Genomic DNA, 23021 nt, shown 5'->3' on the forward strand with positions numbered 1-23021 from the left:
AATTCATGACTCTTTATTTTGGACGCTTTTCTTGATGTTCTTTGAGCTTCTTTTTAGCTCGTTCAATCATCGTTGTTTCTTTTGCTTGGAAAACAGATCTGGTAGTCAAGTAATTGAAAATACCAACCAGAACTTGATCAAGAATCTTCACGAATAGTGCATTCATTTTTAACCATGACAGACCAACTAACATGATGAGGCTGTCTGGAATCAAGCTGATAATGCGGTAAGTGAAAAAGACGATTAACTTTTGCCAAGTAGAGTGCTCTTCATCAACGTTATTTGTAAAAACGGCTTTTTGATTAAAAACAAAAGAGGCCAAATTTGAAATCACAAACGCAATTGTATTTGAAATTAATACGGGGCTATGCATGTATTTGTGGATAACCATAAATACCACGGTGTTAATGAGAGCAGCAATAAAACCGAAAATCATGTAAACAAATAAATTACGGTGCCGTTTAACCACGTTTTGTCCCAAGCGATGAATGGTTGGATCAGACGTTGAATTAAACTTGGATGAATTAGTGTTAGTGTTTTTAGCCATTTAATTGATCAGCCATTTCCTTTGCGGCATTGTCAATAGCAGCGATATCGTCATCATCCGGTGCATTTTCAATTGTAACTGGTTTAGTTACTTCTTTTGCACCAACTTGATTAAACATTTTTTCAAAGTCAAAGACATTTTCGCAAAAATGGTCAGCATAGACCATGTCGCCGCTGCCCATCACGGCGAAGTATTTACCACTTAAATCCAATTCTTTTAGTTGCTCATAAAAGTCCGCAACGTCATCAGTCATTTTACCTTCACCGTAAGTATAAGTGACGAAGATGCAGAGGTCGCTTGTCAAATAGTCACTAGCATCGGTAAATTCTGCTTCGCTTGTTTCCACATCAAAGCCGTAGTCTTGTAAATCTTCTTCCAAGATATCTGCCATATCGGCATCATTACCAGTCATACTAGCATAGACAATTCTAGCTTTCATACTTCTCCTTACCTTTCCTCTTTTTTATTCATCATAACATTATACATAATTTCACTGTATTGATGAAATTCTTTAGTAAAGTTTTAAAAAACGCTATAATGATAATAAACATCATTTTACTAAGAGGAGAAGTTTAATTTTGATAACAATTAAATCTGTTCGTGAACTTAAAGGTATGCAAGCTTCTGGCCGTTTATTGGCTTCAATGTTTGAAGGATTGCGCGATGTCATTGAGCCAGGAATTACGACCTGGAAAATTGAAGAATTTTGCCAAGACTTTGTTAAAAGCCGTGGTGGTCGCTTATCAGAACAAGGTTTTGAGGGCTACAAATATGGTACTTGTATTTCAGTCAATGACCAAATTGCTCACGCAACCCCACGTAAGGACACCATTTTAAAAGAAGGCGATCTAGTTAAGGTTGATGTAACCTGCAACCTTAACGGTTTTGAAACTGATTCATGTACCACTTATGCAGTTGGTGAAATTTCTCCTGAAGATCGGGATTTAATGGAAACAACTAAGAAGGCAATGTACCTTGGAATCGATCAGGCTGTTTTAGGCAACCGAATCGGTGATATTGGTGCCGCCATCCAACATTTCGTTGAAGATGAACACCATTATGGTGACGTGAAAGAACTAGTTGGTCATGGTATCCAACCAAGTATTCACGAAGATCCTGAAGTTCCTCATTGGGGTAAGGCAGGACACGGTTTACGTCTTCGCGAAGGAATGACAATTACGGTTGAACCAATGGTTGAAGCCGGGGGTGACTGGCGGATTGAACAAAAAACTGTTTCTGATCCAAACGATGATTGGGTCTTTTACGCTACTCCAGATGGTTCTAAATCTGCACAATTTGAGCACACTTTTGCCATTACTAAAGATGGTCCTAAGATTTTAACTTTACAAAAGCCATATGATGGTTATGAGAAGTATTTGCCACACTTTGACGAAATGGATGACTAAGTTGAATGGGTAGAAAAGCGAGCGCAGCCAGTCAACGTGTTGCTTTATTTTATAAAACCGTTTCTAACAAGTTCACTCAGGGCGAAGTTTTAACTAGTGCAATTTCAATTGCGTACTATGTTTTATTCTCAATTTTTCCGTTGATCATTATTATCGGAAACATTTTGCCATTATTTCACATTAATACGGAACCGATTGCTAGCTATCTAAAATTGATTTTTCCTGATCGGATTGCCAAATTTATTATGCCAATCATTGATTCACTGTTAAAAAGTAACTCAACTGGTTATATTTCGTTTGGTATTTTGCTGGCATTTTGGTCGGTCTCGTCTTTTGTAAATGCTATCAGAATTGGCATGAATCGGATTTACGGTGTACGTGAAGTTGAGCTGAAGCAGAAGTGGCAGATTACTGTCTGGACAAGATCGATTACCATCTTTTTAACCAACTTGATGATATTGATTTTTGCTTTACTTATTTTGACTTTTATTTTTGGTCAGCAGGTATTGGAATTTTTACGTCCAATTTTTTCATTATCAGTCGGTGAAATTGAAAAAATCTTTAGCTACCGCTATCCTGTGGTCATTATTACTTTAATTGGTGCATTGTATTACTTAAATTATTTTTTGCCCAATATAAAATTAAAAAAACGTGTCATTTGGCCTGGTGTTTTTACAACTTTAATTGGTTGGGTGGCATTGTCGTGGCTCTTTAGTTACTATTTACATAATTTCCATATTAGCTGGGAAAACTATGGCATTGTTGGTACCTTCATCATTTTTATGTTGTGGCTCAATATTGCTTCAATTTTGTTTTTGGTTGGAACCTGTGTGAATGCAGCAATTGTGACAATGAACTACGGTGAAGTGAGTTATTCGGTAGGTCACTTGGCTGAATATGTGCAAGGAAAGCGCCACCGGAAAAACTAGCATCAGATGCACTAATCTGTTATATTATTTTTGAGATTATTAAAGAAAGCGTACAAGGGATGAAAGTAAGGAAAGCAATTATTCCGGCGGCTGGATTGGGTACAAGATTTTTACCTGTCACTAAAGCAATGCCAAAGGAAATGCTACCAATTGTTGATAAACCAACAATTCAATTTATTGTTGAAGAAGCAAAACATTCTGGAATTGAAGATATCTTAATTGTTACTGGTAAAAACAAACGAACAATTGAAGATCATTTTGACTCTAATCCAGAACTTGAACAAAACTTACAAGAAAAAGGTAAGACTGGCTTACTTAAACTATCGCAAGAAATTACCCATTTAGGAATTAATATTTATTACACTAGACAGCCTTATCCAGCTGGTTTAGGTGATGCAATTGCGCGTGGACGCAGTTTTGTCGGTGACGAACCATTTGTAGTAATGCTTGGTGATGATTTAATGATGGACAAAGAGCCATTAACCAAGCAATTGATTGATCGCTACAATGAAACTCATGCTTCGACTATTGCAGTAATGCCAGTGCCTCATAAAGAGGTTTCAAAATATGGTATTATTGAACCCGAAAATGAAATTATGCCTGGTTTGATTAATGTTAAGTCATTTGTGGAAAAACCAGAAATTGACAAGGCGCCAAGTGATTATGCGATTATTGGCCGCTATCTGCTTACTCCTGAAATTTTTGCAATTTTAGAAGAACAAAAACCTGATAAGGGTGGCGAAATTCAATTAACTGATGCAATTGATACAATGAATAAAACACAGCGCGTTTTTGCACATGTGTTTGAAGGTGTTCGCCATGATGTTGGTAATAAAGAGAATTACCTTGAAACATCAATTGAATACGGGCTTCAACATCCTGAAACTAAGGATCAGTTACGTCAATATATTATTGATTTATCTAAAAAGTTGCAGGCTGAAGATAAGAAAAAATAAATAACAATTTAAAGAAACCAAATCTTAATGGTTTCTTTTTTTGTGTAAAATTTTTCTTAACGTGAGCCAAATCACTATTTTTCTGCGTGATTTTTAGGTAAGATTCAACTTGAATATTTTGTGAGGAGATTAACTTATGAAAGATATTTATGTTGTTGCAGCTAAAAGAACACCTTTTGGCCGCTACCGCAGTTTGTGGAACGAAAAAAACGCAACTGAACTTGGCGAATTAGCGCTGACTGGGGCACTTGAAAGTATTGATATTGAGCCACAGGAACTAGATGCACTATTTATGGGTAACGTGCTAAGCGCAGGGCTTGGACAAAATATGGCTCGACAAGTTGCATTGAATGTTGGAATGAAAGAAACCAGCAGCAGTGTGACAGTAAATGAAGTTTGTGGTTCAAGTTTAAAGGCAATGCGCTTGGCCCAAGGACAAATGGAGCTCGGCGACTTTGAATTAGTTGCAGTCGGTGGTGCAGAGAGCATGACTAACGCAGCTTTTATCTCTGAAGATAAAGCTGGCAGCAATTTAAAAAATGAAATGTTTACTAACGGATTAACGGACGCTTTTTCAGGGATGCCGATGGGGTTGACTGCTGAACGGCTTGCCGACAAGTATCAAATTTCTCGGCAAGAAATGGACGAGTTCAGTAGCGGGTCACATGAAAAGGCTACGGCAGCAGTGCAAAATGATTGTTTTAAAGATGAGTTAATTGAAGTTTTTGATGAAAATAATGACTTAGTGCACGACGAAAATATCCGTGAAGATACAAATGTTGCCAAGCTTAGCACCTTAAAGCCAGTTTTCAAGGAAGATGGTACTGTAACAGCTGGTAATGCGTCGCCTATAAGTGACGGAGCTAGCATCGTAATTCTGGCAACTGCGAACAAGGTAGAAGAATTAGGCTTGCAGCCACTTGCTAAGCTAGGTTCTTTTGCTGAATCAGGTAATGATCCTGCTGAAATGGGATTTGCACCGTATTATGCAGTGCAAAAACTACTGAAAAATACGGGTAGCGCGATTACAGACTATGATGTAATTGAACTAAACGAGGCCTTTGCTGTTCAATGCGTGGCGGTAGAACAAGCTTTAGCAATCCCACGTGAAAAGTTGAACATGTATGGTGGGGCCATCGCTTTAGGGCACCCCTTAGCCGCAACAGGAACTAGACTGGTCGGAACGGCAATCAATGAATTAAAGCACGTTAATGGGCACAAAGCTTTAGTCACACTCTGTATTGGTGGGGGCCAGGCCATTGCCTGTGAATTAATTCGGGACTTTTAACGAATGAAGTTTTATGAATTAACGCCTGAAAAAAGACGAGAATATTTGATTAATCAAGGGATAGAATTAGACGATATTGACGAAATTACCTTACACGAATTGGATAACTTGAGTGAAAATGTCATTGGACAATTGCGTTTTCCGGTAGGGATTGTGCAAAATTTGTTGGTAAATGGTAAGTCGCATTTTGTTCCACTAGCAACAGAAGAGCCATCGGTCGTTGCTGCTGCCAATCACGGGGCTAGCATTTTTGCAAAAAACGGTGGTGTTACAGCAGTAAGTGAACGTACCGGAATTTACGGTCAAATCACTTTACAAGTTGACACTAAGTTTGATGCAAGTGAGCTTTCTCAACTTTTTCCTATAATAATCGAGCAAGCAAACTCTCAATTTGCCAGCTTGGTTAAACACGGTGGCGGTGTTCGTCAAATTGATCTACAACAAAAAGATGATTTAGTAATGCTCAGAGTATTGGTCGATCCGGCTGAATCAATGGGCGCTAACCGTGTAAATTCAATTTTGGAGTTTATCGCTAACAAATTAGCCACTTTTCCAGGAGTTGTTGATAAGTTATTTGCAATTTTATCGAATTACCCCAGTCAATTCACTAAAGCACAAGTTGAATTAGATGTTGCCACAGTTGGTGGACTAAAAGTTGCTAAACGAATTGCTTTGTTGAGCAAAATTGGGCAAAACGATCCATTTCGCGCAGTTACTAATAATAAGGGCATCATGAATGGTGTTGACGCAGTTCTGTTAGCAACTGGTAATGATGCCAGAGCCGTTGAAGCGGCTTGCGGTGTTTGGGCCAGTGAAAAGGGCAAATACAGTAGTCTAAGTCAATGGGATGTCAAAGATGACAAGCTGATTGGCTCTTTGACGATTCCATTAGCAATTGGTACGGTTGGGGGCTCAATTAACTCCCGGACTGATGTGAAGCAGAGCTACCGTCTTTTAGGCCAAGATATTACAAGTAGTGAACTGGCTAACGTAATTGCAGCCGTCGGCTTAGCTAACAATTTAGCTGCTTTGCTAGCAATATCGACCACGGGAATTCAAGCGGGACACATGAAATTGCAAGCTAAAAATACTGTTGCTAATTTAACTGCAACTTCGCGAGAAAAAGAGCAGGTGCGGCAAATGATGATTGATAAAAAAGAGTATTCACTAGCAGCTGCGGAGCAGTTTTTAAGACAAATAAGAGAGGGACAATAATGCAAGTTGGAATAGATCAAATCGGTTTTTACACTCCAAATAAATACGTTGATATGGTGGATTTAGCCCATGCGCGTAATCAAGATCCTAATAAATTTTTGATTGGAATCGGTCAAAGTAAAATGAGTGTGGCTGATCAAACACAGGATGCTGTTTCAATGGGAATTAATGCAACTATGCGTTATATTGATGAAATCGACCGTGAACAAGTTGGTCTGTTAGTCATTGGAACGGAAAGTGGAGTAGATCAATCTAAGTCTGCATCACTTTTTGTTAAGAGTGCGCTAGAGCTTGCACCTGAAGTGCGAACTTTTGAAATAAAAGAAGCTTGTTTTGGGATGAGCGCGGGAATTATGATTGCGCGAGATTATGTTCGACTTCACCCACATCACAGTGCAATCGTTATCGGTAGTGATATCGCTCGTTACGGTTTAAACACTGGTGGTGAAGTGACGCAAGGTGCAGGTAGTGTCAGCATGCTAATTAAGGCTGAACCACGAATTTTAGCCTTAAAAAATGGTCACAGCGCCTATAGTGCCGACATTAATGATTTTTGGCGTCCAAACGATTCTGCTGTTGCTCTAGTCAATGGTAAATACTCTACCGAGGTCTATCTTGACTTTTTCAAACGGACATTTACCAATTATCAAGCACAAAATGACTGTCATACTGCCGATTTTGCGGCACTAATTTATCATCTACCTTTTGTTAAGATGGGATTTAAGGCAAATCAATTAGCAATTGAAAAGCAGGAACAAGAAACTGCAGAAAGATTAGCAAATAACTTTACAGCTTCTGCGCAATACAGCCGTGAAATTGGTAATATTTATACTGCGTCCCTATACTTAGGTCTTTTGAGTTTGCTAGAAAACGGTAATTTGGCTCCAGAAGCGTTAGTTGGACTATTTTCTTATGGTTCGGGTGCAATGGGTGAGTTTTATGCTGGTCAAGTCGTGGCTGGGTATCAAAATGCGCTTGATGTTGATGGTGACCAGGAAATGATTGCCCGTCGGCAGAAAGTCAGTGTTTCAGAATATGAGCAAATTTTTACTCAGGCACTTGAACTTCCTCAAGATAACCTTGAATTAGAAAGCGATGAAGAAACCGGTTATTGGTACTTTGCTGGAACTAAGGATCACGTTCGTCAATACAAGCAAAAATAAATTTAGACCCTAAAGTTGGGTCTTTTTTTGTGCACATTTTTATAAAAAGTGAAATCAAAACAATAAGCTAATTAACCCTTGTGCTATAATTTAGGTGATTTAATTTTAGTCTAAAAGTTTTTGAACTAAAATTGTAGCTATTTTTTAATTCAAAAGCGTGTTTTTCGCAATTACGAGGTAGTTGGGTTGACGAAAAAAACTTTGATAATTGCCGCAACTATTTTTTGATAAGACAACATTAAAAAATGATGATAAAAAATCGGTTTTAGATGGTTGTTAAATCAATGATGGTTAGAACATTAGTAGACAAATAAAAACCGTTCTAGTAGTTTTAGATGGTTGTTAAATCAATGATGGTTAGAACTGGCTACATGGGCACAGGACCAGAAGATGAGTTTTAGATGGTTGTTAAATCAATGATGGTTAGAACACCCTTGATGATATAGAAACTAAAACTGGTGTTTTAGATGGTTGTTAAATCAATGATGGTTAGAACAATGGAAATTGATTCTGTTGAGTATAAATTGTTTTAGATGGTTGTTAAATCAATGATGGTTAGAACCACGGAACTCGATTAGCTTCAACAACTGAGGTTTTAGATGGTTGTTAAATCAATGATGGTTAGAACGATTATCAGTAATCGGTTTGCTATTAGCACGTTTTAGATGGTTGTTAAATCAATGATGGTTAGAACACCCGTTAAACGATGGAGAAAAAGATGAATGTTTTAGATGGTTGTTAAATCAATGATGGTTAGAACTGGATGGCACTACAGCGGGTATAGGTATCAGTTTTAGATGGTTGTTAAATCAAAACAGTGAGACTAATACATAATTAAAAGAAGGCTAAAAATAGAGGCACTAAAATGATCAGTGGAAAGCAATATAGCCAGCAGGAGGAATTAAAAAAGAATCGAAGGGAAGCCTTTAAACGAGCAGGCATCCTTACTGATGAAAAATTCTATAGGCTAACGACAAGTGAGCGACTTGAATATGTCGAAAAACAAAATGCGTTACATATGCCAGTAACTGTAGAGCGTGACACACCTTATGATGCTAACTTTCAAGTGAAAAAATCAGGTAAAGAGAAAAAAGTAGCTGTTGACGCTAAGATTAGACATGCACAAACTAAGGGCATTATCATGAACGCTTTAGGTTTATTAGCCCTAATTGATATAATCCATAACTGGTGGGGACCTTCAAAATAGTTTCATTTTCTAAGAACAAGTGGTTATTACCTAGCCTAGGAGAAGACAAAAGTTACTAAACATTTTTAAAATTTACCGAAGTGTATCAGCTTTTGTTAGGATTAATTTATAATTGCTTATTGCATAACTATTTTGAATAAACTATGCATTTTAAATGTGCTTTTTTAATTTTCGTTGTTTAGAAGAATCAACAATAAAAAACAGTTAGTCGAATGGAACTAACTGTTTTTTGCTGTCTTTAACTATTCATATTTTTATGAAATAAAAAAACTTATGGATATGATGGACCTCGCTTACCCTTGAATCAAAACTAAGTTAATCTAATTGAATTTTGTTCGGGCAATATTTGAATGCCAAATACTGGAAGGAGTTCTTGCTGATTGACCATATATGTGGGGATATCAAAGCTATGGATGTTTTTTACTAAATGAATCATTTTACCCTTGGTCATCGCCTGTTTTCCTGGATACAACAGACACTCTTTGCTAGAAATTTTCAATTTTGCCAAAGGGTAAACTTGTTGATTGATTGTTAAAAACAGCTTGGTTTGGCCATCTATATCATTCGTTAATTGCAATAAGTTAGTCAATTTCATAATAATGATTCCTATACGTTTTTAAAGTGTTATACTATTGATATTATTTTTAGAAAAGGTGACATTTCTTTGAAACAATTAAAGCATAAAAAGCTATGGCTTTCATTAATAATTGTTGTTTTGCTAGTTTGCGTAATTTTTACTGGTGCAGGCTATTATTTCTTTAAAATGGCCTGTGTACCGGGACCAAAAAGTTTTTTAAGTTCATCCAGTAACACATTGAAAAAGTCGGATCCATTATACAAAGAAAAAAAGTGGTTCAAAAAGACTGCTAAACAAAAATGGTACATGCAGTCGGCTGACAATCAATATAAATTAGTCGCAAACTATATTCCTGCGGCTAGTTCTAATAAGACAGTAATTATTCTGCCTGGATACATGGACACTAAGGAAGATATGGGCGAGTATGACGCGCTATTCCATGAAATGGGCTATAATACTCTAACACCTGATCCACGTGCTCAAGGTAAAAGTGAAGGAAAATATATCGGCTATGGCTGGCCAGAAAAAGATGATGTCAAAAAGTGGATTAATTTAGTACTCAAGCGCAAAGGTAGTCAGCAACAAATTGTCGTCTATGGTCTTAGTATGGGCGCAGCGACAGCTATGATGACAAGTGGACTAAAACTTCCTGGGCAGGTTAAGGCCTTTATTGAGGATTGTGGCTATACCAGCGTTAAAGATGAAATTGAACACGAGGCTGAAGCACTATATAATATGCCTTCTTTTCCACGGTTCCCATTAGTAGAAATCTTGAGCGGCATCAATCGAATAAAAGTTGGTTACTTTATGAAAGATGCCTCGAGCATTAAACAACTACATAAAAATCATCGTCCAATGTTTTTTATTCATGGTAGTCATGATACTTTTGTTCCAACAAAAATGGTATACCATAATTATTTAGCGACTAAAGGCCCTAAACAACTATGGGTTGCACCAAATTCCAAACATGCCGATTCATTTTCGGATCACCCGAAGGAGTACCGTAAGCGTATTGCAAACTTTTTAAAAGATTATGTTAAATAATTAAGTGCATTTTGGTGGTAAGGACTAGCAATAAAATGCTATGATTAAATTGTGGAAAGGGGAAACAAATAACCTAATTTATTTCCATATTCTGTATATTGTTAAAGTAAAGTATATGTCATATATGAGTTGGCTTTCTAATAGTTAAGGGATAATGATCTTTACTTAAAGAGATCGGTTTATCAAATAATAAAGGTTGGTCTTTATTTATTCACCAAAAGCATTAAAATACCTCCATCCACAAATAAAAAAGTTGCCGCAATTTGCGACAACTTTTTTATATTAGCGTAAGGTTAATTTGACGACACACTCACAGCGTGGTGTTTGAGGTAACATATCAACATTTTCAATTAAGCGAACATCATATGCTTCACTCAATAACACTAAGTCTTGTGCAAGAGTGGAAGGATTACATGAAATGTAAACAAAAGTTTTAGGCTTGATTTTCAATAAGGTCTTAATTAGACTCTTTGCAAGTCCGGTCCTTGGCGGATCAACAATTAAGGCATCAATTGGAACACCATTTTTCTGCAATTCAGGAAGAACTTTTTCCACACTGCCTTGAAAGTAATCTGCATTACGCAAATGATTAAGCTCAACATTGTGTTTAGCGTCTTCAACAGCTTCTGGAATAGTTTCAATTCCCACCACTTGTTTGACTTGATCTGCTGCTAAAATTCCCAGTGTACCGACACCACTATAGGCATCGATTAAAGTGTCCTCAGGTTTTAAGTCGAGGAATTTAAGCGCTTCGGAATACAAGGTTGCAGTTTGAACTGGGTTTAATTGGAAAAATGCTCGTGGTGAAAGGGCAAACTTCTTGCCTAAGATTTCATCAATAATTTGATTTTTGCCGGCCAATTTTTCTGTCTTGTTACCCCAAACTTGAGGGTTGCGCCAATCAGTTTCGTTCTGAAAAACGCTAACAACATTAGGCAAATTAATGATTTCCTTATTTAAAGCAGGTAAGTTCTTAATTTTGTGTCCAACCGTTATCAGTGTTACTTGAATTTCTTTGGTTGCTTCCGCTTGGCGGACAACGATTGTCTTTAAACCATCATAGTGTCTGAAAGGATCGGCAACTGCTACGTGTAACTTGTCAACCAGCTCTTTTATTTTACGTTCAGTCTCTTGCGTTGCTTTGTTTTGCGTTGGCATGACAGGTAAATCGTATAGTTCATGTGAATTTGGAGCAAACAAACCGAGTTTAGTTTGACCATGATCTTGTTCAATTTGATATTGAGCCTTATTACGGTAGTGCCATTCACTTGGAGCAGGAATTGTCTTTTTGACTTTATACTTATTGTAACCGCGTGGATGATATTTTCTTAATGCTTCCAAAACATTGTCACGCTTGAATTCAAGCTGCTTTTCGTAACTTAAATGTGCCAGCTCAAGTCCGCCGATTGCTGGATCAACGCCTTTAGGGTAAGGAACACGGTCGGGACTTTTTTCCTTAATGCGAACTAGTTCAGCGTCAATGTAGTGCGGATATTCCTTGATAATTTTTGCCACAACAACTTCGTTTGGCAGTGCGCCTGGAATAAAAATGATTTTCTTGCGATAATAGCCAATACCTTCACCATTAATTCCTAAGCGTTTAATCGTGATGATAACGTCTTTTTCTTTTGTTTCTTTTTGCTTAAAATTTTTGTACATAATTTTCTTTCTACAATAAAACGTTACAATGTTAACAATTTATTGTACTACCTAACAAAACTTTTTCGCAAGAATGAAAGAAATTTGCTAGCATGTAATTATAACCTAGTAGAAAGGTGAGTAAAATGCCAATAATTACTAAAGTAAGCAGTCAAAAACGTCCGGGTCGGTATAATATCTTTTTAGATGGCAAGTATGCTTTTTCCGCCAGTGAGCAGACTGTCGCTGAATTTGTTCTTTTAAAAGGACAAGAGCTGACTGATGAAAAAGTAGATGAGGTCAAGCAATATGATGAAGATGCAAAAGCAACTAATTTAGCATCAAGGTATTTAAATTATGAACCGCGAACGGTTTATGAAGTTTTACAATACTTAAAGGATCATGGAATTGATAATGAACCTGCGCAAGCTGCAGTTAGTCAATTAACCGAAATGGGCTTTTTGGACGATCAAAAGTACGTGGATCTAGCAATTAGACAAAATTTGCGAATTGGTACTGATGGGCCAATGACGATCTCACGTAAACTTACGCAAAAGGGAATCGATCCTGAATTAGTCCAAATTGGGTTGGAACAGATTGATGACAGCGAATGGCAAGATGCGGGACAACGGGTCTTGAAGTCAATGAAAAGTAAAATTGGCAGAATTTCACAACGTGAACTTGAGCGTAAAATGAGGACCAAGTTGATGAGCCATGGCTTTTCTAGTTCAATTGCTGATGAGATAATTGCCGAACTGGATCTTGCGCAAGATGAAAGTGAGCAACTTGATGCTTTGAAAAAACAGGGCGTTAAGGCTTATAAGCGCTTCAGAAGGTTGCCCGAACAAGAGCGCAACAGTAAAATCCGTAATTATCTTTATACACATGGTTTTGCCAGCAATGAAATTGATTCTTTTTTAGCAGGAGAAATTATCCCGCTTGATGAATTAGCAGACTATTAAGGAGTTTTTATGAAAAAGTTACAAGAAAAAAGTACATTTGTTGGTCGTCCTTTTTCCGATCAACTGATGGATGACCAAAGAACATTTTCTAGTTGTAATGTGGAAATGGAACAAGATCAGGTTTTTCAAGCGTTTTTAGCCGAGCATGAATTGACTGATCAACGGGCTAGCATGATCGTTTTCGGTCCAGAAAATTTTATGTACTGGTACGGTGTACTAGTTCCAAACGAAATAGAAGTTCCTAGCGGTCTAATGAGATTTGTTTTACCTCAAAATGAGGTTGCACTTGAAGAACTTGACCAGCAAAATCTTGCTTTTTTCAGTCAACCACTTAATTCAGTTTTACCAACATTTTTACAAAAAGTTGGCGATGAAGGAATTCAAATGTATGAAAATCCAGGTGATAGCCTAACACCGTACTTTGTTCAAACGCTAAATTTAGCGACAAAAAAACTGGCACAGATGTTATATCTGGATGCCAGTGAATAGTTTATTTAATGTTGGTTAGGGTCGATTGATAAATTATCGTATTCAACGTAGGCACCTAAGCAGGTTGAAAGTAACATGACTAACATTACGATTCCTGCCGACTTGCCAACAATCTGATCCAAAGTTAGAAATTGGCGAACAACAAACGTTGCGCCAAAGCAGAGAACAAAGTCCAAAATCATATTGGCTAATTGCAAAAGTGGACGCCGTCTAATACTGAAAAAACGTAAAAGTTGTTTTAGTAATCCGTCATCAACTTCCACAGCCAAGAGGTCGACCGGACGTTGAATGGTTGCCTTAATTGCAAACATAATTAGAGCGCCGACAAATGCACCAATTGAGGTTCTGAACAAGTCAGCTGAATGCAGTACTAATGCATCGTAACCGATACCAATAATAGTAAGACTGCAGATGTATGGTATTAGCAATAAAAACGTAAAAACAAGTAAAACATGACTTTTTTTCATTAATAAACCTCATTTCTTACGTGCTATTTTAACATATCCTGTGCGTACATGATATAATGGCACTATTAAACTTCGTATTTTTAGAAAGAGAGAAAAAACTATGGCTAGCGACCCTGATAAGGGGAATTTATTTCAAATTTTCAAGAATAAATTATCCTCTTCAAGCGATGGAGAGACGAAAGAACATTTAACTGAGGAAATAAAGGAACTGCACGATCAGAAAAAAGTGAGTGACACTGAGTTTTCGATGTTAAATAATGTTTTGGATTTTCAAGGACGAATGGTCCGTGAAGTCATGGTTTCTAGAATCGATGCTTTTATGGTCGATTATGGAGTTAGCTTGCAGGATAACCTTAAAGAAATTTTGCATGAGCCATATTCAAGAATCCCTGTTTACAAGCAGGACAAGGACAAGATTGTTGGTGTCATTCATATCAGAACAGTGCTTAGAAAGGCTTGGGAAAAAGGCTTTGATAAGATTAACTATGAAGATGTCATGAATCCACCGCTATTTGTTCCAGAAACAACTGATTTGGCTGAATTACTAGTTGAGATGCAGCGAACACAGCAGCAATTAGCAATTTTAACCGATGAATATGGTGGAGTTGTTGGTATTGCAACCATTGAAGATTTGATCGAAGAAATTGTTGGTAACATTGACGATGAAGTCGATCATACTGAAGTTTTATCCGAACAAATCGCTCCGAATAAATATGTGATTTATGGGAAAATGCCGCTTGACGAATTTAACGAACAGTTTGGTACTGATCTTGAAATGGAAGACGTTGATACAGTAGCCGGATACGTAATCACTAAATTGGGAATTATTCCTGCCAAAGGAGAAAAATTATCAGTCAAATTAGACAATGGGATGGTTTTGACCACAAGAAGAATGAACCGGTCAAGGTTACTCACGGTCTTGTTGACGATACCAGACAAAGGACAAAAGGAAGAAGAGCAAAGTAATTAATGAGTGATGAACTTAAAAATAAGGTAGAACAGAGAAGAACATTTGCTATCATATCGCACCCTGACGCAGGTAAAACAACGATTACGGAGCAAATGCTTCTTTTTGGTGGCGTTATTCGAAGTGCTGGTACCGTTAAAGCACGTAAAACAGGCCATTATGCAACTAGTGACTGGATGGAAATCGAAAAACAACGTGGTATCTCCGTTACTAGTTCCGTGATGCAGTTTGAATACGATGGTAAAAGAATTAATATTCTTGATACACCAGGACACGAGGATTTTTCGGAAGACACATATCGAACATTGATGGCGGTCGATGCAGCAGTCATGGTAATTGACTCAGCTAAGGGTATTGAGCCACAAACGAAAAAGCTGTTCAAAGTTGTCAAGCAACGTGGTATTCCAATTTTCACGTTTATGAACAAGTTGGATCGTGATGGTCGTCCACCACTAGACTTAATTGCGGAATTGGAAGATCTTCTTGGCATCGAAGGAGTTGCGATGAATTGGCCAATTGGTTCCGGCCAAACTTTGCAGGGTCTTTATGATATTGCCAATAATCAAGTTGAGCTTTATCACAAGGACGGTGAAGACCGTTTCTTGCCACTTGATCAAGATGGCAACTTGCCTGAAAGCGAACCATTAAGCCAGAACCCACAATTTAAGGATACTTTAGATGAAATTGAATTAATCAAAGAAGCTGGTAATACTTTTGATTCTGAGAAGATTCTCAGAGGTGACCAGACCCCCGTATTCTTTGGTTCTGCCTTAACTAACTTTGGGGTTGAAACCTTTTTAAAGAGCTTTGTGAAATTGGCTCCAGCTCCACAAGCACACACAGTTAATGATGATGAAGAGCTAAGTCCAGATGACCCGGAATTTTCAGGCTTTGTCTTTAAGATTCAAGCTAATATGAATCCAAATCACCGGGATCGAATTGCTTTCATTAGAATTGGTAGTGGCGAATTTAAGAAGGGCTTAGATGTTACTCTTGCGCGGACTGATAAGCCAATTAGGCTAAATAATGCGACCGAGTTCATGTCTAGTGAACGTGTTCAAGTCTCCGACGCCGTTGCCGGCGATATCGTTGGTCTCTATGATACTGGCAACTTCCAAATAGGTGATAGTATCTATGCTGGTAAAAAGAAAATCGTTTACCCACCATTACCAGAATTTACACCGGAATTGTTTGTGCGTGTAACTGCGAAAAATGTGATGAAGCAAAAATCGTTCCATAAAGGAATGACGCAATTGGTTCAAGAGGGTGCGATTCAGTTATACCGCAACTATCAAACTGATGAATATATTTTGGGTGCCGTTGGTCAACTGCAATTTGAAGTTTTTAAGTTCAGAATGAAGAACGAATATAACTCAGATGTAGAGCTAAATAGTATCGGTCATCGTGTGGCTCGCTGGATTGATCCGGATCAACTTGATCCTGCTATGTCGAATAGCCGTAACTTATTGGTTAAAGATCGCTATGATCAGCCACTGTTTCTATTTGAAAATCAGTTTGCTGAGCGCTTTTTCCAAGATAAGTATCCGGATGTTAAATTAACTGAAAAATTATAAGCAAACAAAAAAAGGTTGATAAATTTATCAACCTTTTTTCTATTTATCAATATTGATTTCAATTAACTGTTGGTTTTTGTCAAAGGTTATAACGTAGGAAGGATCATCTTCCTTAATTAGTCGCTTAATGACAAATTCAGCTTCTTCTTTACGAATACGACGATCATGATTTTCCAAAGCAATTTCGATTGCTTCATTGCTTTCGGTATAGATGACAGAGGTATTTCCTAATGAATAAACTTTTACATAATTAACGTTAGTCGAATTCAGTTGACTATGAACTAGATCCTTATAACTATTGGTTACATCTATTAAGTGCATGGATTTCACCCGTTTCTTCTAGTAGTTATCTTTTACTTTAGTATAACGCTAATTACAACATTTTTCTTTGCAAAAAAGCAATTATATTGTAATTAATTAAAATTTTATTGCATAAAGCCGAGAGATTAATGATCAATTTCCTCATCGGAAGAATTATTTTCTTCATCGCTAATAACAATCTTTTGGTCCTTAACACTTGCAGTTAAGTTTTTAGCAGTTGGATGATCAAGCTTGTAATCAGCTACTTTATCTTCAATTTCTTCTTGAATAGTTCTGCGAAGTGGACGTGCACCCATAGCAGGGTTGTAGCCTTCCTCAACTAACTTGTTCTTTGCTTCGTTAGTAACAGTAATTTGCATTCCGCGGCTCTTAACCATGTTGTTTACACTGTTAAGCATTAAGTCAACAATCTTAACTAAGTCTTCCTTAGATAGTTCGTTGAAGTCGATTACGTCGTCTAAACGGTTTAAGAATTCAGGTTTAAAGAATTGACTCATTGAAGAACGAGCAGCATCTGGCTCATCACTAGCATTTTCAGCTGTAAAGCCCACGCTGGTTTCCTTAATACCTTGACCCGCGTTAGATGTCATAATAATGATTGTGTCTTTGAATGAAACAGTACGACCTTGAGAATCAGTTAAGCGACCGTCATCTAGAATTTGTAAGAACAAGTTCATTACAGAAGGATCAGCTTTTTCAATTTCATCTAACAAGATTAGACTGTATGGATTACGACGAACCTGTTCAGTTAATTGACCTGCTTCTTCATAGCCAACGTAGCCAGGTGCAGAACCAATTAGTTTAGAAACTGAATAGGATTCCATATATTCTGACATATCAAAACGAATCATGGCATCTTCTGAACCAAACATTTGCTTGGCTAATTGTTTAGCAAGTTCAGTCTTACCAACACCAGTTGGACCAACAAAGAGGAAGGAGCCAATTGGTCGTCCGGATTCGTTGAAACCAATCCGGTTACGACGAATAGCACGTGCTACCTTGTCGACAGCCTTATCCTGACCAATTACATGTTCTTTTAAGTTAGAAGCCAAGTTTTGCAGTTGATTTTCTTCTTGTTTTTGTAAGTCACCAACTGGGATACCAGTTTTTTCTTCAACAATCTTATTCATAATCTTGCTGGTAATAACTGGTGATTTATCAGGATCAACCTTTTGGTCTTTTACCTTATTATATTTTTCAATTTGATCACGATAGTAAGCAGCTTTTTCGTAGTCTTCATTTTGCAATGATTCCTGCTTTAATTTTTCAGCTGCTGCAATTCTTTCCTGCAGTTTTTCTTTATCAACGTAAGGGATGGTTAAGTTCATTCTTGAACCAGCTTCATCGAGCAAGTCAATGGCCTTATCAGGTAAGAAACGATCTTGAATATAGCGCTCAGATAATTCAGCTGCAGATTTGATTGCATCATCAGTGTAGTGAACGTGATGATAGTCTTCGTAACGTTTCTGAATACCTTTTAGAATTTGAATAGTTTCTGCAACTGATGGTTCTTTAACATCAACTGGTTGGAAACGACGTGACAAAGCAGAGTCTTTTTCAATTTCACGATATTCGTTCAAGGTAGTTGCACCGACTAGTTGCAAGTCACCACGGGCAAGAGCAGGCTTAATGATGTTACCAGCATCCATGCCGCCTTCAGCATTTCCGGCGCCAACTATTTCATGAATTTCATCAATAAACAAGATGATGTCGTCATGATCTTGCAGTTCCTTGATCAATTGTTGCATCCGTTGCTCGAATTGGCCACGGATTCCTGTTCCTTGAACAAGAGAAACAACATTTAATGAAATAATTCGTTTATCTTGTAATTTTGCAGGTACTGAACCATCAACTATTTGTTGTGCCAATCCTTCGACAACCGCAGTTTTACCAACTCCGGCTTCACCAATTAAGACAGGATTGTTTTTGGTTCTTCTATTTAAAATTTCGATGACACGTGCAATCTCTTTATCACGACCAATAACAGGGTCGATTTTGCCTTTTTTAGCAAGAGCAGTTAAATCTGTACCGTATTGATCGAGTAGTGAACGGCCTCCACCACCATTATTAGGATTACCATTGTTCATTCCAGGGTTTCCTGGGTTATTAGGGTTGCCGTTCATTGCATTTTCATTATTAAAATTAAAGAGATCGTTAAAGTCGCCAAAGAAACCGTTGTTGTCGTTACTCATGTTAATATTTCCTTGTTGTTTAAGTTCTTGATAACATTGTCCACATAAATTGATTTCGCGGCTTTCTCCATTTACCTTCGCAAAAAGATGAATAGAGGCAGGTCGTTTTTGACAGTTTTGACAGAGCATTACATTACCGCCTTTCTTTTCAATGACTAAATTATATAATTAGCACTCTCAATAATCAAGTGCTAAAACTCGGAATGATATACATTATTATCTATTGAATCCAAATATGCTAAAATAATCACTTGTAAAAGCAAAAATGCTTAATTTTTAGTGTATGTTTTAGAAAAACGGTGGTATATTTGGATTATCAAAAAATTTTAGAGCAGTTAGCAAGTGGTGAATTAGATCATTATGAAGTTGAACCTAAAGATGCATTTGCGTTTCAGGCTGCTTTGAGATCTTTTGGCAAAAGGCAGAACATAACTGGGAAGGCCCTACGTGGTGGAAAAATAGTTTACAAGCAATCAACGACGGAACTTTGATGATGTAAACTGTTACATTTATGTTGTCTAATTCACAAAAAAATGATAGTCTAAGTAAGCGAATAGGTAGTTACTACCGGTTTGATTTTTCAATTCAAAGGAGATATTTATAATGGAAAAACGCGATTTTCATGTTATTGCAGAAACAGGTATTCATGCTCGTCCAGCAACTTTGTTAGTACAAGCTGCTTCAAAGTTTGGTTCAGACATCAACTTGGAATACAATGGCAAATCAGTTAACTTGAAGTCAATCATGGGTGTTATGTCACTCGGTGTTGGTAAGAATGCTGACGTTACAATTAGTGCTGATGGTGATGATGAAAAAGATGCAATCAACGCTATTTCAGAAACAATGAAAAAAGAAGGATTAGCTGAATAATGACCAAGACATTAAAAGGAATTGCTGCTAGTGATGGTATTGCTGTAGCACCAGCCTATCTCTTGGTCGAACCAGATCTTTCTTTCACGAAAACAACTGTTTCAGATGTTGACAGTGAATTAACTCGTTACCATGAAGCTATTTCAGTATCAACTGAAGAAGTTGAAAAAATTCGTGATAGTGCCAAAAAGAGTTTAGGTGAAGAAGAAGCTCAAGTTTTTGAAGCTCACTTGATGATTTTGAATGACCCTGAATTTACAGGTGCAATTGAAAATGAAATCAAAGAGCAAAAAATTAACAGTGAAGCTGCACTTGATGAAACCGCTCAAAAGTTCATTACAATTTTTGAAGGCATGACAGATAACGAATATATGCAACAACGTGCTGCTGATGTTCGCGATGTTTCAAAACGAATCATGGCTCACTTGTTAGGTAAGGAATTACCTAATCCAGCTTCAATTGATCATGAAGTTGTTGTTGTTGCTCATGACCTTACTCCAAGTGACACTGCTCAATTAAACAAGAAATTTGTTAAGGGCTTTGTTACTGATATCGGTGGTCGTACTGCCCACTCAGCAATCATGGCTCGTTCACTTGAATTGCCTGCTGTTGTTGGTACAGATTCAATTACTAAAGACGTTGAAAACGGTCAAACATTAGTTGTTGACGGTTTGAACGGTGATGCAGTAATTGAGCCAACTGATGAACAAGTTGCTGATTACAAAGTTAAGAGTGAAGCATTCCTAAAGCAAAAGGCTGAATGGAAGAAACTCAAGAACGAACCTTCTGTAACTGCTGATGGTAAGCAATTCATTATTGCAGCTAACATTGGTACACCAAATGATATGGAAGGCGTTAATGAGAACGGCGCTGAAGCTATTGGTTTGTATAGAACTGAATTCTTGTACATGGATTCCAAGGACTTCCCAAGTGAAGAAGACCAATTCGAAGCTTATAAAGAAGTTATCGAAGGAATGAATGGCAAGCAAGTTGTCATTAGAACAATGGATATCGGTGGTGACAAGCACTTAGACTACTGGGATCTTCCAGAAGAGATGAACCCATTCTTAGGTGTTCGTGCTATCAGATTGTCATTGCAAAATGAAGAAATCTTCCGTACACAATTACGTGCGCTTTTACGTGCATCAGCATTCGGTAAGTTGGGCATCATGTTCCCAATGATCGGTACTTTGGGTGAATTGCGTAAGGCTAAGGCAATTTTGGCTGAAGAAAAAGATAAGTTAGTTAAAAGCGGTGTTAAGGTTGGCGAAGACTTACAAGTTGGAATGATGATTGAAGTTCCTGCTGCTGCAGTTATTGCTGACCAATTCGCTAAAGAAGTTGACTTCTTCTCAATCGGTACCAATGACTTAATCCAATACACAATGGCAGCTGACCGTGGTAATGATAATGTTTCATACCTATACCAACCAGCTAGCCCTTCAGTATTGCGTTTGATCAAGCACACAATTGATGCTGCTCATGAAAATGGCATTTGGTGTGGTATGTGTGGTGAAGCCGCTGGCGACAGCACCATGTTCCCAATTTTGCTTTCAATGGGTCTTGATGAATACTCAATGAGCGCAACTTCAATTTTAAGAATTAGAAGCTTAATGAAGAAGTTAAACACAGAAGATATTAAGGAATTAGCTAATACTGCTTGTTTTGTTTCAGAAACTGCTGAAGAAAACGAAAAATTAGTTGACGACTTAATGAAAAAAGTGAATAATTAAGTTCATAGGTTAACAAAGAGTGCATTAGATACTAATGCACTCTTTTTATTTCTTTACTTTTTCTTGAGAAATTCTTCACAGTTTCTTCACTTTTGTTCACTATCATAAAATATAGATAGCATAGACACATTACTTATAAAAAGAAAGTAATGTGATATAATACTAGAGGTAATGAATCATTTTTTGATCAGAAGGAGCGTGAAAATATATGGTAAATTTATATATATCTCCAAGTTGTACCTCGTGTCGGAAAGCGAAGGCATGGTTGAAGAAACATGATATTGATTTTAAGGAAAGAAATATCTTTTCTGAACCACTTACTAAAGGGGAACTTATCCAAATTTTGCGGATGACTGAAAACGGTACTGAAGAGATTATCTCTACACGATCCAGAGCATTCCAACAACTTAAAATAAATTTGGATGATCTGTCAATTGATCAATTACTAGATATGGTTGAAAAGGACCCAAGTCTTTTAAGAAGACCAATTATTATGGATGATCGTCGTCTTCAAGTTGGTTACAATGAAGACGAGATTAGACGATTCTTGCCTAGAAAAGTTCGTCGACTTGAACTTGAGGAAATGCAAAAAATCGCAGATTTATAATTTGAAATCTTTCAAAAAAAGCGTTAGTTTTAGAACTAACGCTTTTATTTTATGTACAAAATACGCTACAATAGAACAAAGGATCTGATGGAGGTGAATGACTCATGCAAGTAGAACATATTAATGAAAATACTATCCGCGTGAGAATTAACAAGTCTGAATTAGCTAAACGTGGCCTGAAAGTTCTAGATTTGCTGGGCGATAAAGGTAAGATCCAACAATTTTTCTATTCAATTTTAGATGAAATTGACACCGACCATTCTTTTAGCCAAGATGCTCCAGTCACTTTTCAAGTGATGCCAAATAATGGTGGACTTGACCTGTTGATCACTAAGGCAACGAATCAGGATCCAGAGAGCTTATCAAAACTATTTGAGAAGGATTTTGGCGATATTAAAAACGAAAATACTGATGATGCACGTCGCTCTTTCCTTGATTTAGAAGACGATGATGAAGAAGATTTGGATGACGAAGACAGTCAAGACACTGATGAAGCTACAGTTCCAAAAGTTAAAAAATCGTTTTGGAAATTGCAGACAAAACAGGGCTACAGTTTTTCTGATCTTGAATTTGTAGTTGAACTTGCCGATAATTTATTGGCACCAGATCTTTCTTCAAGTCTTTACTATGAACGAAATCGTTTTTACCTTGACTTAGCGTTTGATAATGAAAACTATTCTGAACTTAAACCTGCTGATGCGTGGGCAATTGCTAATGAGTACGGTACCAAGGTAAAGCCTGAAGAGATGGGACGTGTCCGGACAACTGCAAAGTGTCTTATTAAACAAGATGCATTAGAGCAATTACGTCAGACTTTTGCTAAAAAATAAAACTAATTAAAAACGACAGGGTAAAACCTGTCTTTTTTT

Annotated in this window: 24 protein-coding genes and 1 CRISPR repeat array; of the genes, 17 read left to right on the top strand and 7 right to left on the bottom strand. The window is 37.3% G+C overall.

The window, feature by feature from the left end; translation table 11 throughout:
• Nucleotides 1-13: 13 nt before the first annotated feature.
• Nucleotides 14-547 (bottom strand): GtrA family protein, encoded by a 534-nt coding sequence (locus tag F5ESL0263_RS02555; protein ID WP_122034618.1) that lies wholly within the window; start codon nt 545-547, stop codon nt 14-16.
• Nucleotides 540-986: a flavodoxin gene (locus F5ESL0263_RS02560; protein ID WP_046306393.1), complete on the bottom strand. Its 447-nt coding sequence runs from the start codon at nt 984-986 to the stop codon at nt 540-542. The genes F5ESL0263_RS02555 and F5ESL0263_RS02560 overlap by 8 nt, the downstream gene beginning before the upstream one ends.
• Nucleotides 987-1125: 139 nt before the next feature.
• Here F5ESL0263_RS02560 and map point away from each other — a divergent pair, with 139 nt between their 5' ends.
• The 7 genes from map (at nt 1126) to F5ESL0263_RS02595 (ending at nt 8711) form a co-directional block, all read left to right on the top strand.
• On the top strand, nt 1126-1953 hold the full coding sequence (map, locus tag F5ESL0263_RS02565) for a type I methionyl aminopeptidase (protein ID WP_046306396.1): 828 nt from the start codon (nt 1126-1128) through the stop codon (nt 1951-1953).
• Nucleotides 1954-1958: 5 nt separating this feature from the next.
• Nucleotides 1959-2882 carry a YihY/virulence factor BrkB family protein gene (locus F5ESL0263_RS02570; RefSeq protein ID WP_122034620.1) on the top strand — a complete coding sequence of 308 codons (924 nt, stop codon included), beginning with the start codon at nt 1959-1961 and terminating at the stop codon, nt 2880-2882.
• 59 nt (nt 2883-2941) lie between these two features.
• Nucleotides 2942-3838: a UTP--glucose-1-phosphate uridylyltransferase GalU gene (gene galU, locus F5ESL0263_RS02575; protein WP_122034622.1), complete on the top strand. Its 897-nt coding sequence runs from the start codon at nt 2942-2944 to the stop codon at nt 3836-3838.
• Nucleotides 3839-3974: 136 nt separating this feature from the next.
• Nucleotides 3975-5126: a thiolase family protein gene (locus tag F5ESL0263_RS02580; RefSeq protein WP_122034624.1), complete on the top strand. Its 1152-nt coding sequence runs from the start codon at nt 3975-3977 to the stop codon at nt 5124-5126.
• Between the two features lie 3 nt (nt 5127-5129).
• On the top strand, nt 5130-6341 hold the full coding sequence (locus F5ESL0263_RS02585; RefSeq protein WP_122034626.1) for a hydroxymethylglutaryl-CoA reductase, degradative: 1212 nt from the start codon (nt 5130-5132) through the stop codon (nt 6339-6341).
• Nucleotides 6341-7504 (top strand): hydroxymethylglutaryl-CoA synthase, encoded by a 1164-nt coding sequence (locus F5ESL0263_RS02590; protein ID WP_122034629.1) that lies wholly within the window; start codon nt 6341-6343, stop codon nt 7502-7504. Before F5ESL0263_RS02585 ends, F5ESL0263_RS02590 begins: the two co-directional genes overlap by 1 nt.
• Before the next feature lie 262 nt (nt 7505-7766).
• A CRISPR array of direct repeats spans nt 7767-8330; the repeat unit is 36 nt; unit sequence GTTTTAGATGGTTGTTAAATCAATGATGGTTAGAAC.
• A 39-nt stretch (nt 8331-8369) separates the two neighbouring features.
• A complete protein-coding gene (locus F5ESL0263_RS02595; RefSeq protein WP_122034632.1) occupies nt 8370-8711 on the top strand; it encodes a hypothetical protein in 342 nt (113 codons plus the stop codon).
• Between the two features lie 310 nt (nt 8712-9021).
• Here the strand turns inward: F5ESL0263_RS02595 and F5ESL0263_RS02600 are convergent, their stop codons facing one another.
• Entirely contained in the window at nt 9022-9306 is a 285-nt protein-coding gene (locus F5ESL0263_RS02600) for a hypothetical protein (protein WP_122034634.1), read from the bottom strand.
• Nucleotides 9307-9369: 63 nt separating this feature from the next.
• On the opposite strand from F5ESL0263_RS02600, the gene F5ESL0263_RS02605 reads away from it, so the two are divergent.
• Nucleotides 9370-10332: an alpha/beta fold hydrolase gene (locus F5ESL0263_RS02605; RefSeq protein WP_370448844.1), complete on the top strand. Its 963-nt coding sequence runs from the start codon at nt 9370-9372 to the stop codon at nt 10330-10332.
• A gap of 282 nt (nt 10333-10614) precedes the next feature.
• Here F5ESL0263_RS02605 and rlmD read toward each other — a convergent pair whose 3' ends face one another.
• Nucleotides 10615-11991, bottom strand: coding sequence for a 23S rRNA (uracil(1939)-C(5))-methyltransferase RlmD (gene rlmD / locus F5ESL0263_RS02610; RefSeq protein WP_122034638.1), 1377 nt, complete (start codon nt 11989-11991; stop codon nt 10615-10617).
• Between the two features lie 125 nt (nt 11992-12116).
• Between rlmD and recX the strand changes: the two genes are divergently transcribed.
• Together recX and F5ESL0263_RS02620 are read left to right on the top strand one after the other, a co-directional pair.
• On the top strand, nt 12117-12932 hold the full coding sequence (recX, locus tag F5ESL0263_RS02615; RefSeq protein ID WP_122034640.1) for a recombination regulator RecX: 816 nt from the start codon (nt 12117-12119) through the stop codon (nt 12930-12932).
• Between the two features lie 9 nt (nt 12933-12941).
• Nucleotides 12942-13421: a hypothetical protein gene (locus tag F5ESL0263_RS02620; RefSeq protein WP_122034643.1), complete on the top strand. Its 480-nt coding sequence runs from the start codon at nt 12942-12944 to the stop codon at nt 13419-13421.
• Between the two features lie 5 nt (nt 13422-13426).
• Here the strand turns inward: F5ESL0263_RS02620 and F5ESL0263_RS02625 are convergent, their stop codons facing one another.
• Nucleotides 13427-13888 carry a hypothetical protein gene (locus tag F5ESL0263_RS02625; protein WP_046306424.1) on the bottom strand — a complete coding sequence of 154 codons (462 nt, stop codon included), beginning with the start codon at nt 13886-13888 and terminating at the stop codon, nt 13427-13429.
• 100 nt (nt 13889-13988) lie between these two features.
• Here F5ESL0263_RS02625 and F5ESL0263_RS02630 point away from each other — a divergent pair, with 100 nt between their 5' ends.
• Both F5ESL0263_RS02630 and F5ESL0263_RS02635 read left to right on the top strand, forming a co-directional pair.
• Nucleotides 13989-14858, top strand: coding sequence for a hemolysin family protein (locus tag F5ESL0263_RS02630; protein WP_122034646.1), 870 nt, complete (start codon nt 13989-13991; stop codon nt 14856-14858).
• Nucleotides 14858-16429, top strand: a complete 1572-nt coding sequence (locus tag F5ESL0263_RS02635) for a peptide chain release factor 3 (RefSeq protein WP_122034648.1) — start codon at nt 14858-14860, stop codon at nt 16427-16429. The genes F5ESL0263_RS02630 and F5ESL0263_RS02635 overlap by 1 nt, the downstream gene beginning before the upstream one ends.
• 39 nt (nt 16430-16468) lie before the next feature.
• Here the strand turns inward: F5ESL0263_RS02635 and F5ESL0263_RS02640 are convergent, their stop codons facing one another.
• Both F5ESL0263_RS02640 and F5ESL0263_RS02645 read right to left on the bottom strand, forming a co-directional pair.
• Nucleotides 16469-16750 (bottom strand): DUF1827 family protein, encoded by a 282-nt coding sequence (locus tag F5ESL0263_RS02640; protein ID WP_046306430.1) that lies wholly within the window; start codon nt 16748-16750, stop codon nt 16469-16471.
• A gap of 125 nt (nt 16751-16875) precedes the next feature.
• The gene (locus F5ESL0263_RS02645) at nt 16876-19071 is read right to left on the bottom strand and encodes an ATP-dependent Clp protease ATP-binding subunit (protein ID WP_122034651.1); all 2196 of its coding nucleotides are present in this window, start codon (nt 19069-19071) and stop codon (nt 16876-16878) included.
• 179 nt (nt 19072-19250) lie between these two features.
• Between F5ESL0263_RS02645 and F5ESL0263_RS02650 the strand changes: the two genes are divergently transcribed.
• The 5 genes from F5ESL0263_RS02650 (at nt 19251) to F5ESL0263_RS02670 (ending at nt 22982) form a co-directional block, all read left to right on the top strand.
• Nucleotides 19251-19433 (top strand): hypothetical protein, encoded by a 183-nt coding sequence (locus F5ESL0263_RS02650; RefSeq protein WP_046306432.1) that lies wholly within the window; start codon nt 19251-19253, stop codon nt 19431-19433.
• A 112-nt stretch (nt 19434-19545) separates the two neighbouring features.
• Entirely contained in the window at nt 19546-19812 is a 267-nt protein-coding gene (locus tag F5ESL0263_RS02655) for a phosphocarrier protein HPr (protein ID WP_046306433.1), read from the top strand.
• Nucleotides 19812-21545, top strand: coding sequence for a phosphoenolpyruvate--protein phosphotransferase (gene ptsP / locus F5ESL0263_RS02660; RefSeq protein ID WP_074425604.1), 1734 nt, complete (start codon nt 19812-19814; stop codon nt 21543-21545). The genes F5ESL0263_RS02655 and ptsP overlap by 1 nt, the downstream gene beginning before the upstream one ends.
• Nucleotides 21546-21753: 208 nt before the next feature.
• Nucleotides 21754-22152 carry a transcriptional regulator SpxA gene (gene spxA, locus F5ESL0263_RS02665; protein WP_074425603.1) on the top strand — a complete coding sequence of 133 codons (399 nt, stop codon included), beginning with the start codon at nt 21754-21756 and terminating at the stop codon, nt 22150-22152.
• A gap of 104 nt (nt 22153-22256) precedes the next feature.
• On the top strand, nt 22257-22982 hold the full coding sequence (locus F5ESL0263_RS02670) for an adaptor protein MecA (RefSeq protein WP_122034653.1): 726 nt from the start codon (nt 22257-22259) through the stop codon (nt 22980-22982).
• Nucleotides 22983-23021 lie beyond the last annotated feature (39 nt).

This window comes from Lactobacillus sp. ESL0263 (assembly GCF_003692845.1).
Classification (GTDB): domain Bacteria; phylum Bacillota; class Bacilli; order Lactobacillales; family Lactobacillaceae; genus Lactobacillus; species Lactobacillus apis.

Excerpts from the sequence above, each read along its gene's own strand:
- F5ESL0263_RS02555 (WP_122034618.1), bottom strand. The coding sequence starts at position 547 with ATGGCTAAAAACACTAACACTAATTCATCCAAGTTTAATTCAACGTCT.
- F5ESL0263_RS02560 (WP_046306393.1), bottom strand. The coding sequence starts at position 986 with ATGAAAGCTAGAATTGTCTATGCTAGTATGACTGGTAATGATGCCGAT.
- F5ESL0263_RS02570 (WP_122034620.1), top strand. The coding sequence starts at position 1,959 with ATGGGTAGAAAAGCGAGCGCAGCCAGTCAACGTGTTGCTTTATTTTAT.
- galU (WP_122034622.1), top strand. The coding sequence starts at position 2,942 with ATGAAAGTAAGGAAAGCAATTATTCCGGCGGCTGGATTGGGTACAAGA.
- F5ESL0263_RS02580 (WP_122034624.1), top strand. The coding sequence starts at position 3,975 with ATGAAAGATATTTATGTTGTTGCAGCTAAAAGAACACCTTTTGGCCGC.
- F5ESL0263_RS02585 (WP_122034626.1), top strand. The coding sequence starts at position 5,130 with ATGAAGTTTTATGAATTAACGCCTGAAAAAAGACGAGAATATTTGATT.
- F5ESL0263_RS02590 (WP_122034629.1), top strand. The coding sequence starts at position 6,341 with ATGCAAGTTGGAATAGATCAAATCGGTTTTTACACTCCAAATAAATAC.
- F5ESL0263_RS02595 (WP_122034632.1), top strand. The coding sequence starts at position 8,370 with ATGATCAGTGGAAAGCAATATAGCCAGCAGGAGGAATTAAAAAAGAAT.
- F5ESL0263_RS02600 (WP_122034634.1), bottom strand. The coding sequence starts at position 9,306 with ATGAAATTGACTAACTTATTGCAATTAACGAATGATATAGATGGCCAA.
- rlmD (WP_122034638.1), bottom strand. The coding sequence starts at position 11,991 with ATGTACAAAAATTTTAAGCAAAAAGAAACAAAAGAAAAAGACGTTATC.
- recX (WP_122034640.1), top strand. The coding sequence starts at position 12,117 with ATGCCAATAATTACTAAAGTAAGCAGTCAAAAACGTCCGGGTCGGTAT.
- F5ESL0263_RS02620 (WP_122034643.1), top strand. The coding sequence starts at position 12,942 with ATGAAAAAGTTACAAGAAAAAAGTACATTTGTTGGTCGTCCTTTTTCC.
- F5ESL0263_RS02625 (WP_046306424.1), bottom strand. The coding sequence starts at position 13,888 with ATGAAAAAAAGTCATGTTTTACTTGTTTTTACGTTTTTATTGCTAATA.
- F5ESL0263_RS02630 (WP_122034646.1), top strand. The coding sequence starts at position 13,989 with ATGGCTAGCGACCCTGATAAGGGGAATTTATTTCAAATTTTCAAGAAT.
- F5ESL0263_RS02635 (WP_122034648.1), top strand. The coding sequence starts at position 14,858 with ATGAGTGATGAACTTAAAAATAAGGTAGAACAGAGAAGAACATTTGCT.
- F5ESL0263_RS02640 (WP_046306430.1), bottom strand. The coding sequence starts at position 16,750 with ATGCACTTAATAGATGTAACCAATAGTTATAAGGATCTAGTTCATAGT.
- F5ESL0263_RS02645 (WP_122034651.1), bottom strand. The coding sequence starts at position 19,071 with ATGCTCTGTCAAAACTGTCAAAAACGACCTGCCTCTATTCATCTTTTT.
- F5ESL0263_RS02655 (WP_046306433.1), top strand. The coding sequence starts at position 19,546 with ATGGAAAAACGCGATTTTCATGTTATTGCAGAAACAGGTATTCATGCT.
- ptsP (WP_074425604.1), top strand. The coding sequence starts at position 19,812 with ATGACCAAGACATTAAAAGGAATTGCTGCTAGTGATGGTATTGCTGTA.
- spxA (WP_074425603.1), top strand. The coding sequence starts at position 21,754 with ATGGTAAATTTATATATATCTCCAAGTTGTACCTCGTGTCGGAAAGCG.
- F5ESL0263_RS02670 (WP_122034653.1), top strand. The coding sequence starts at position 22,257 with ATGCAAGTAGAACATATTAATGAAAATACTATCCGCGTGAGAATTAAC.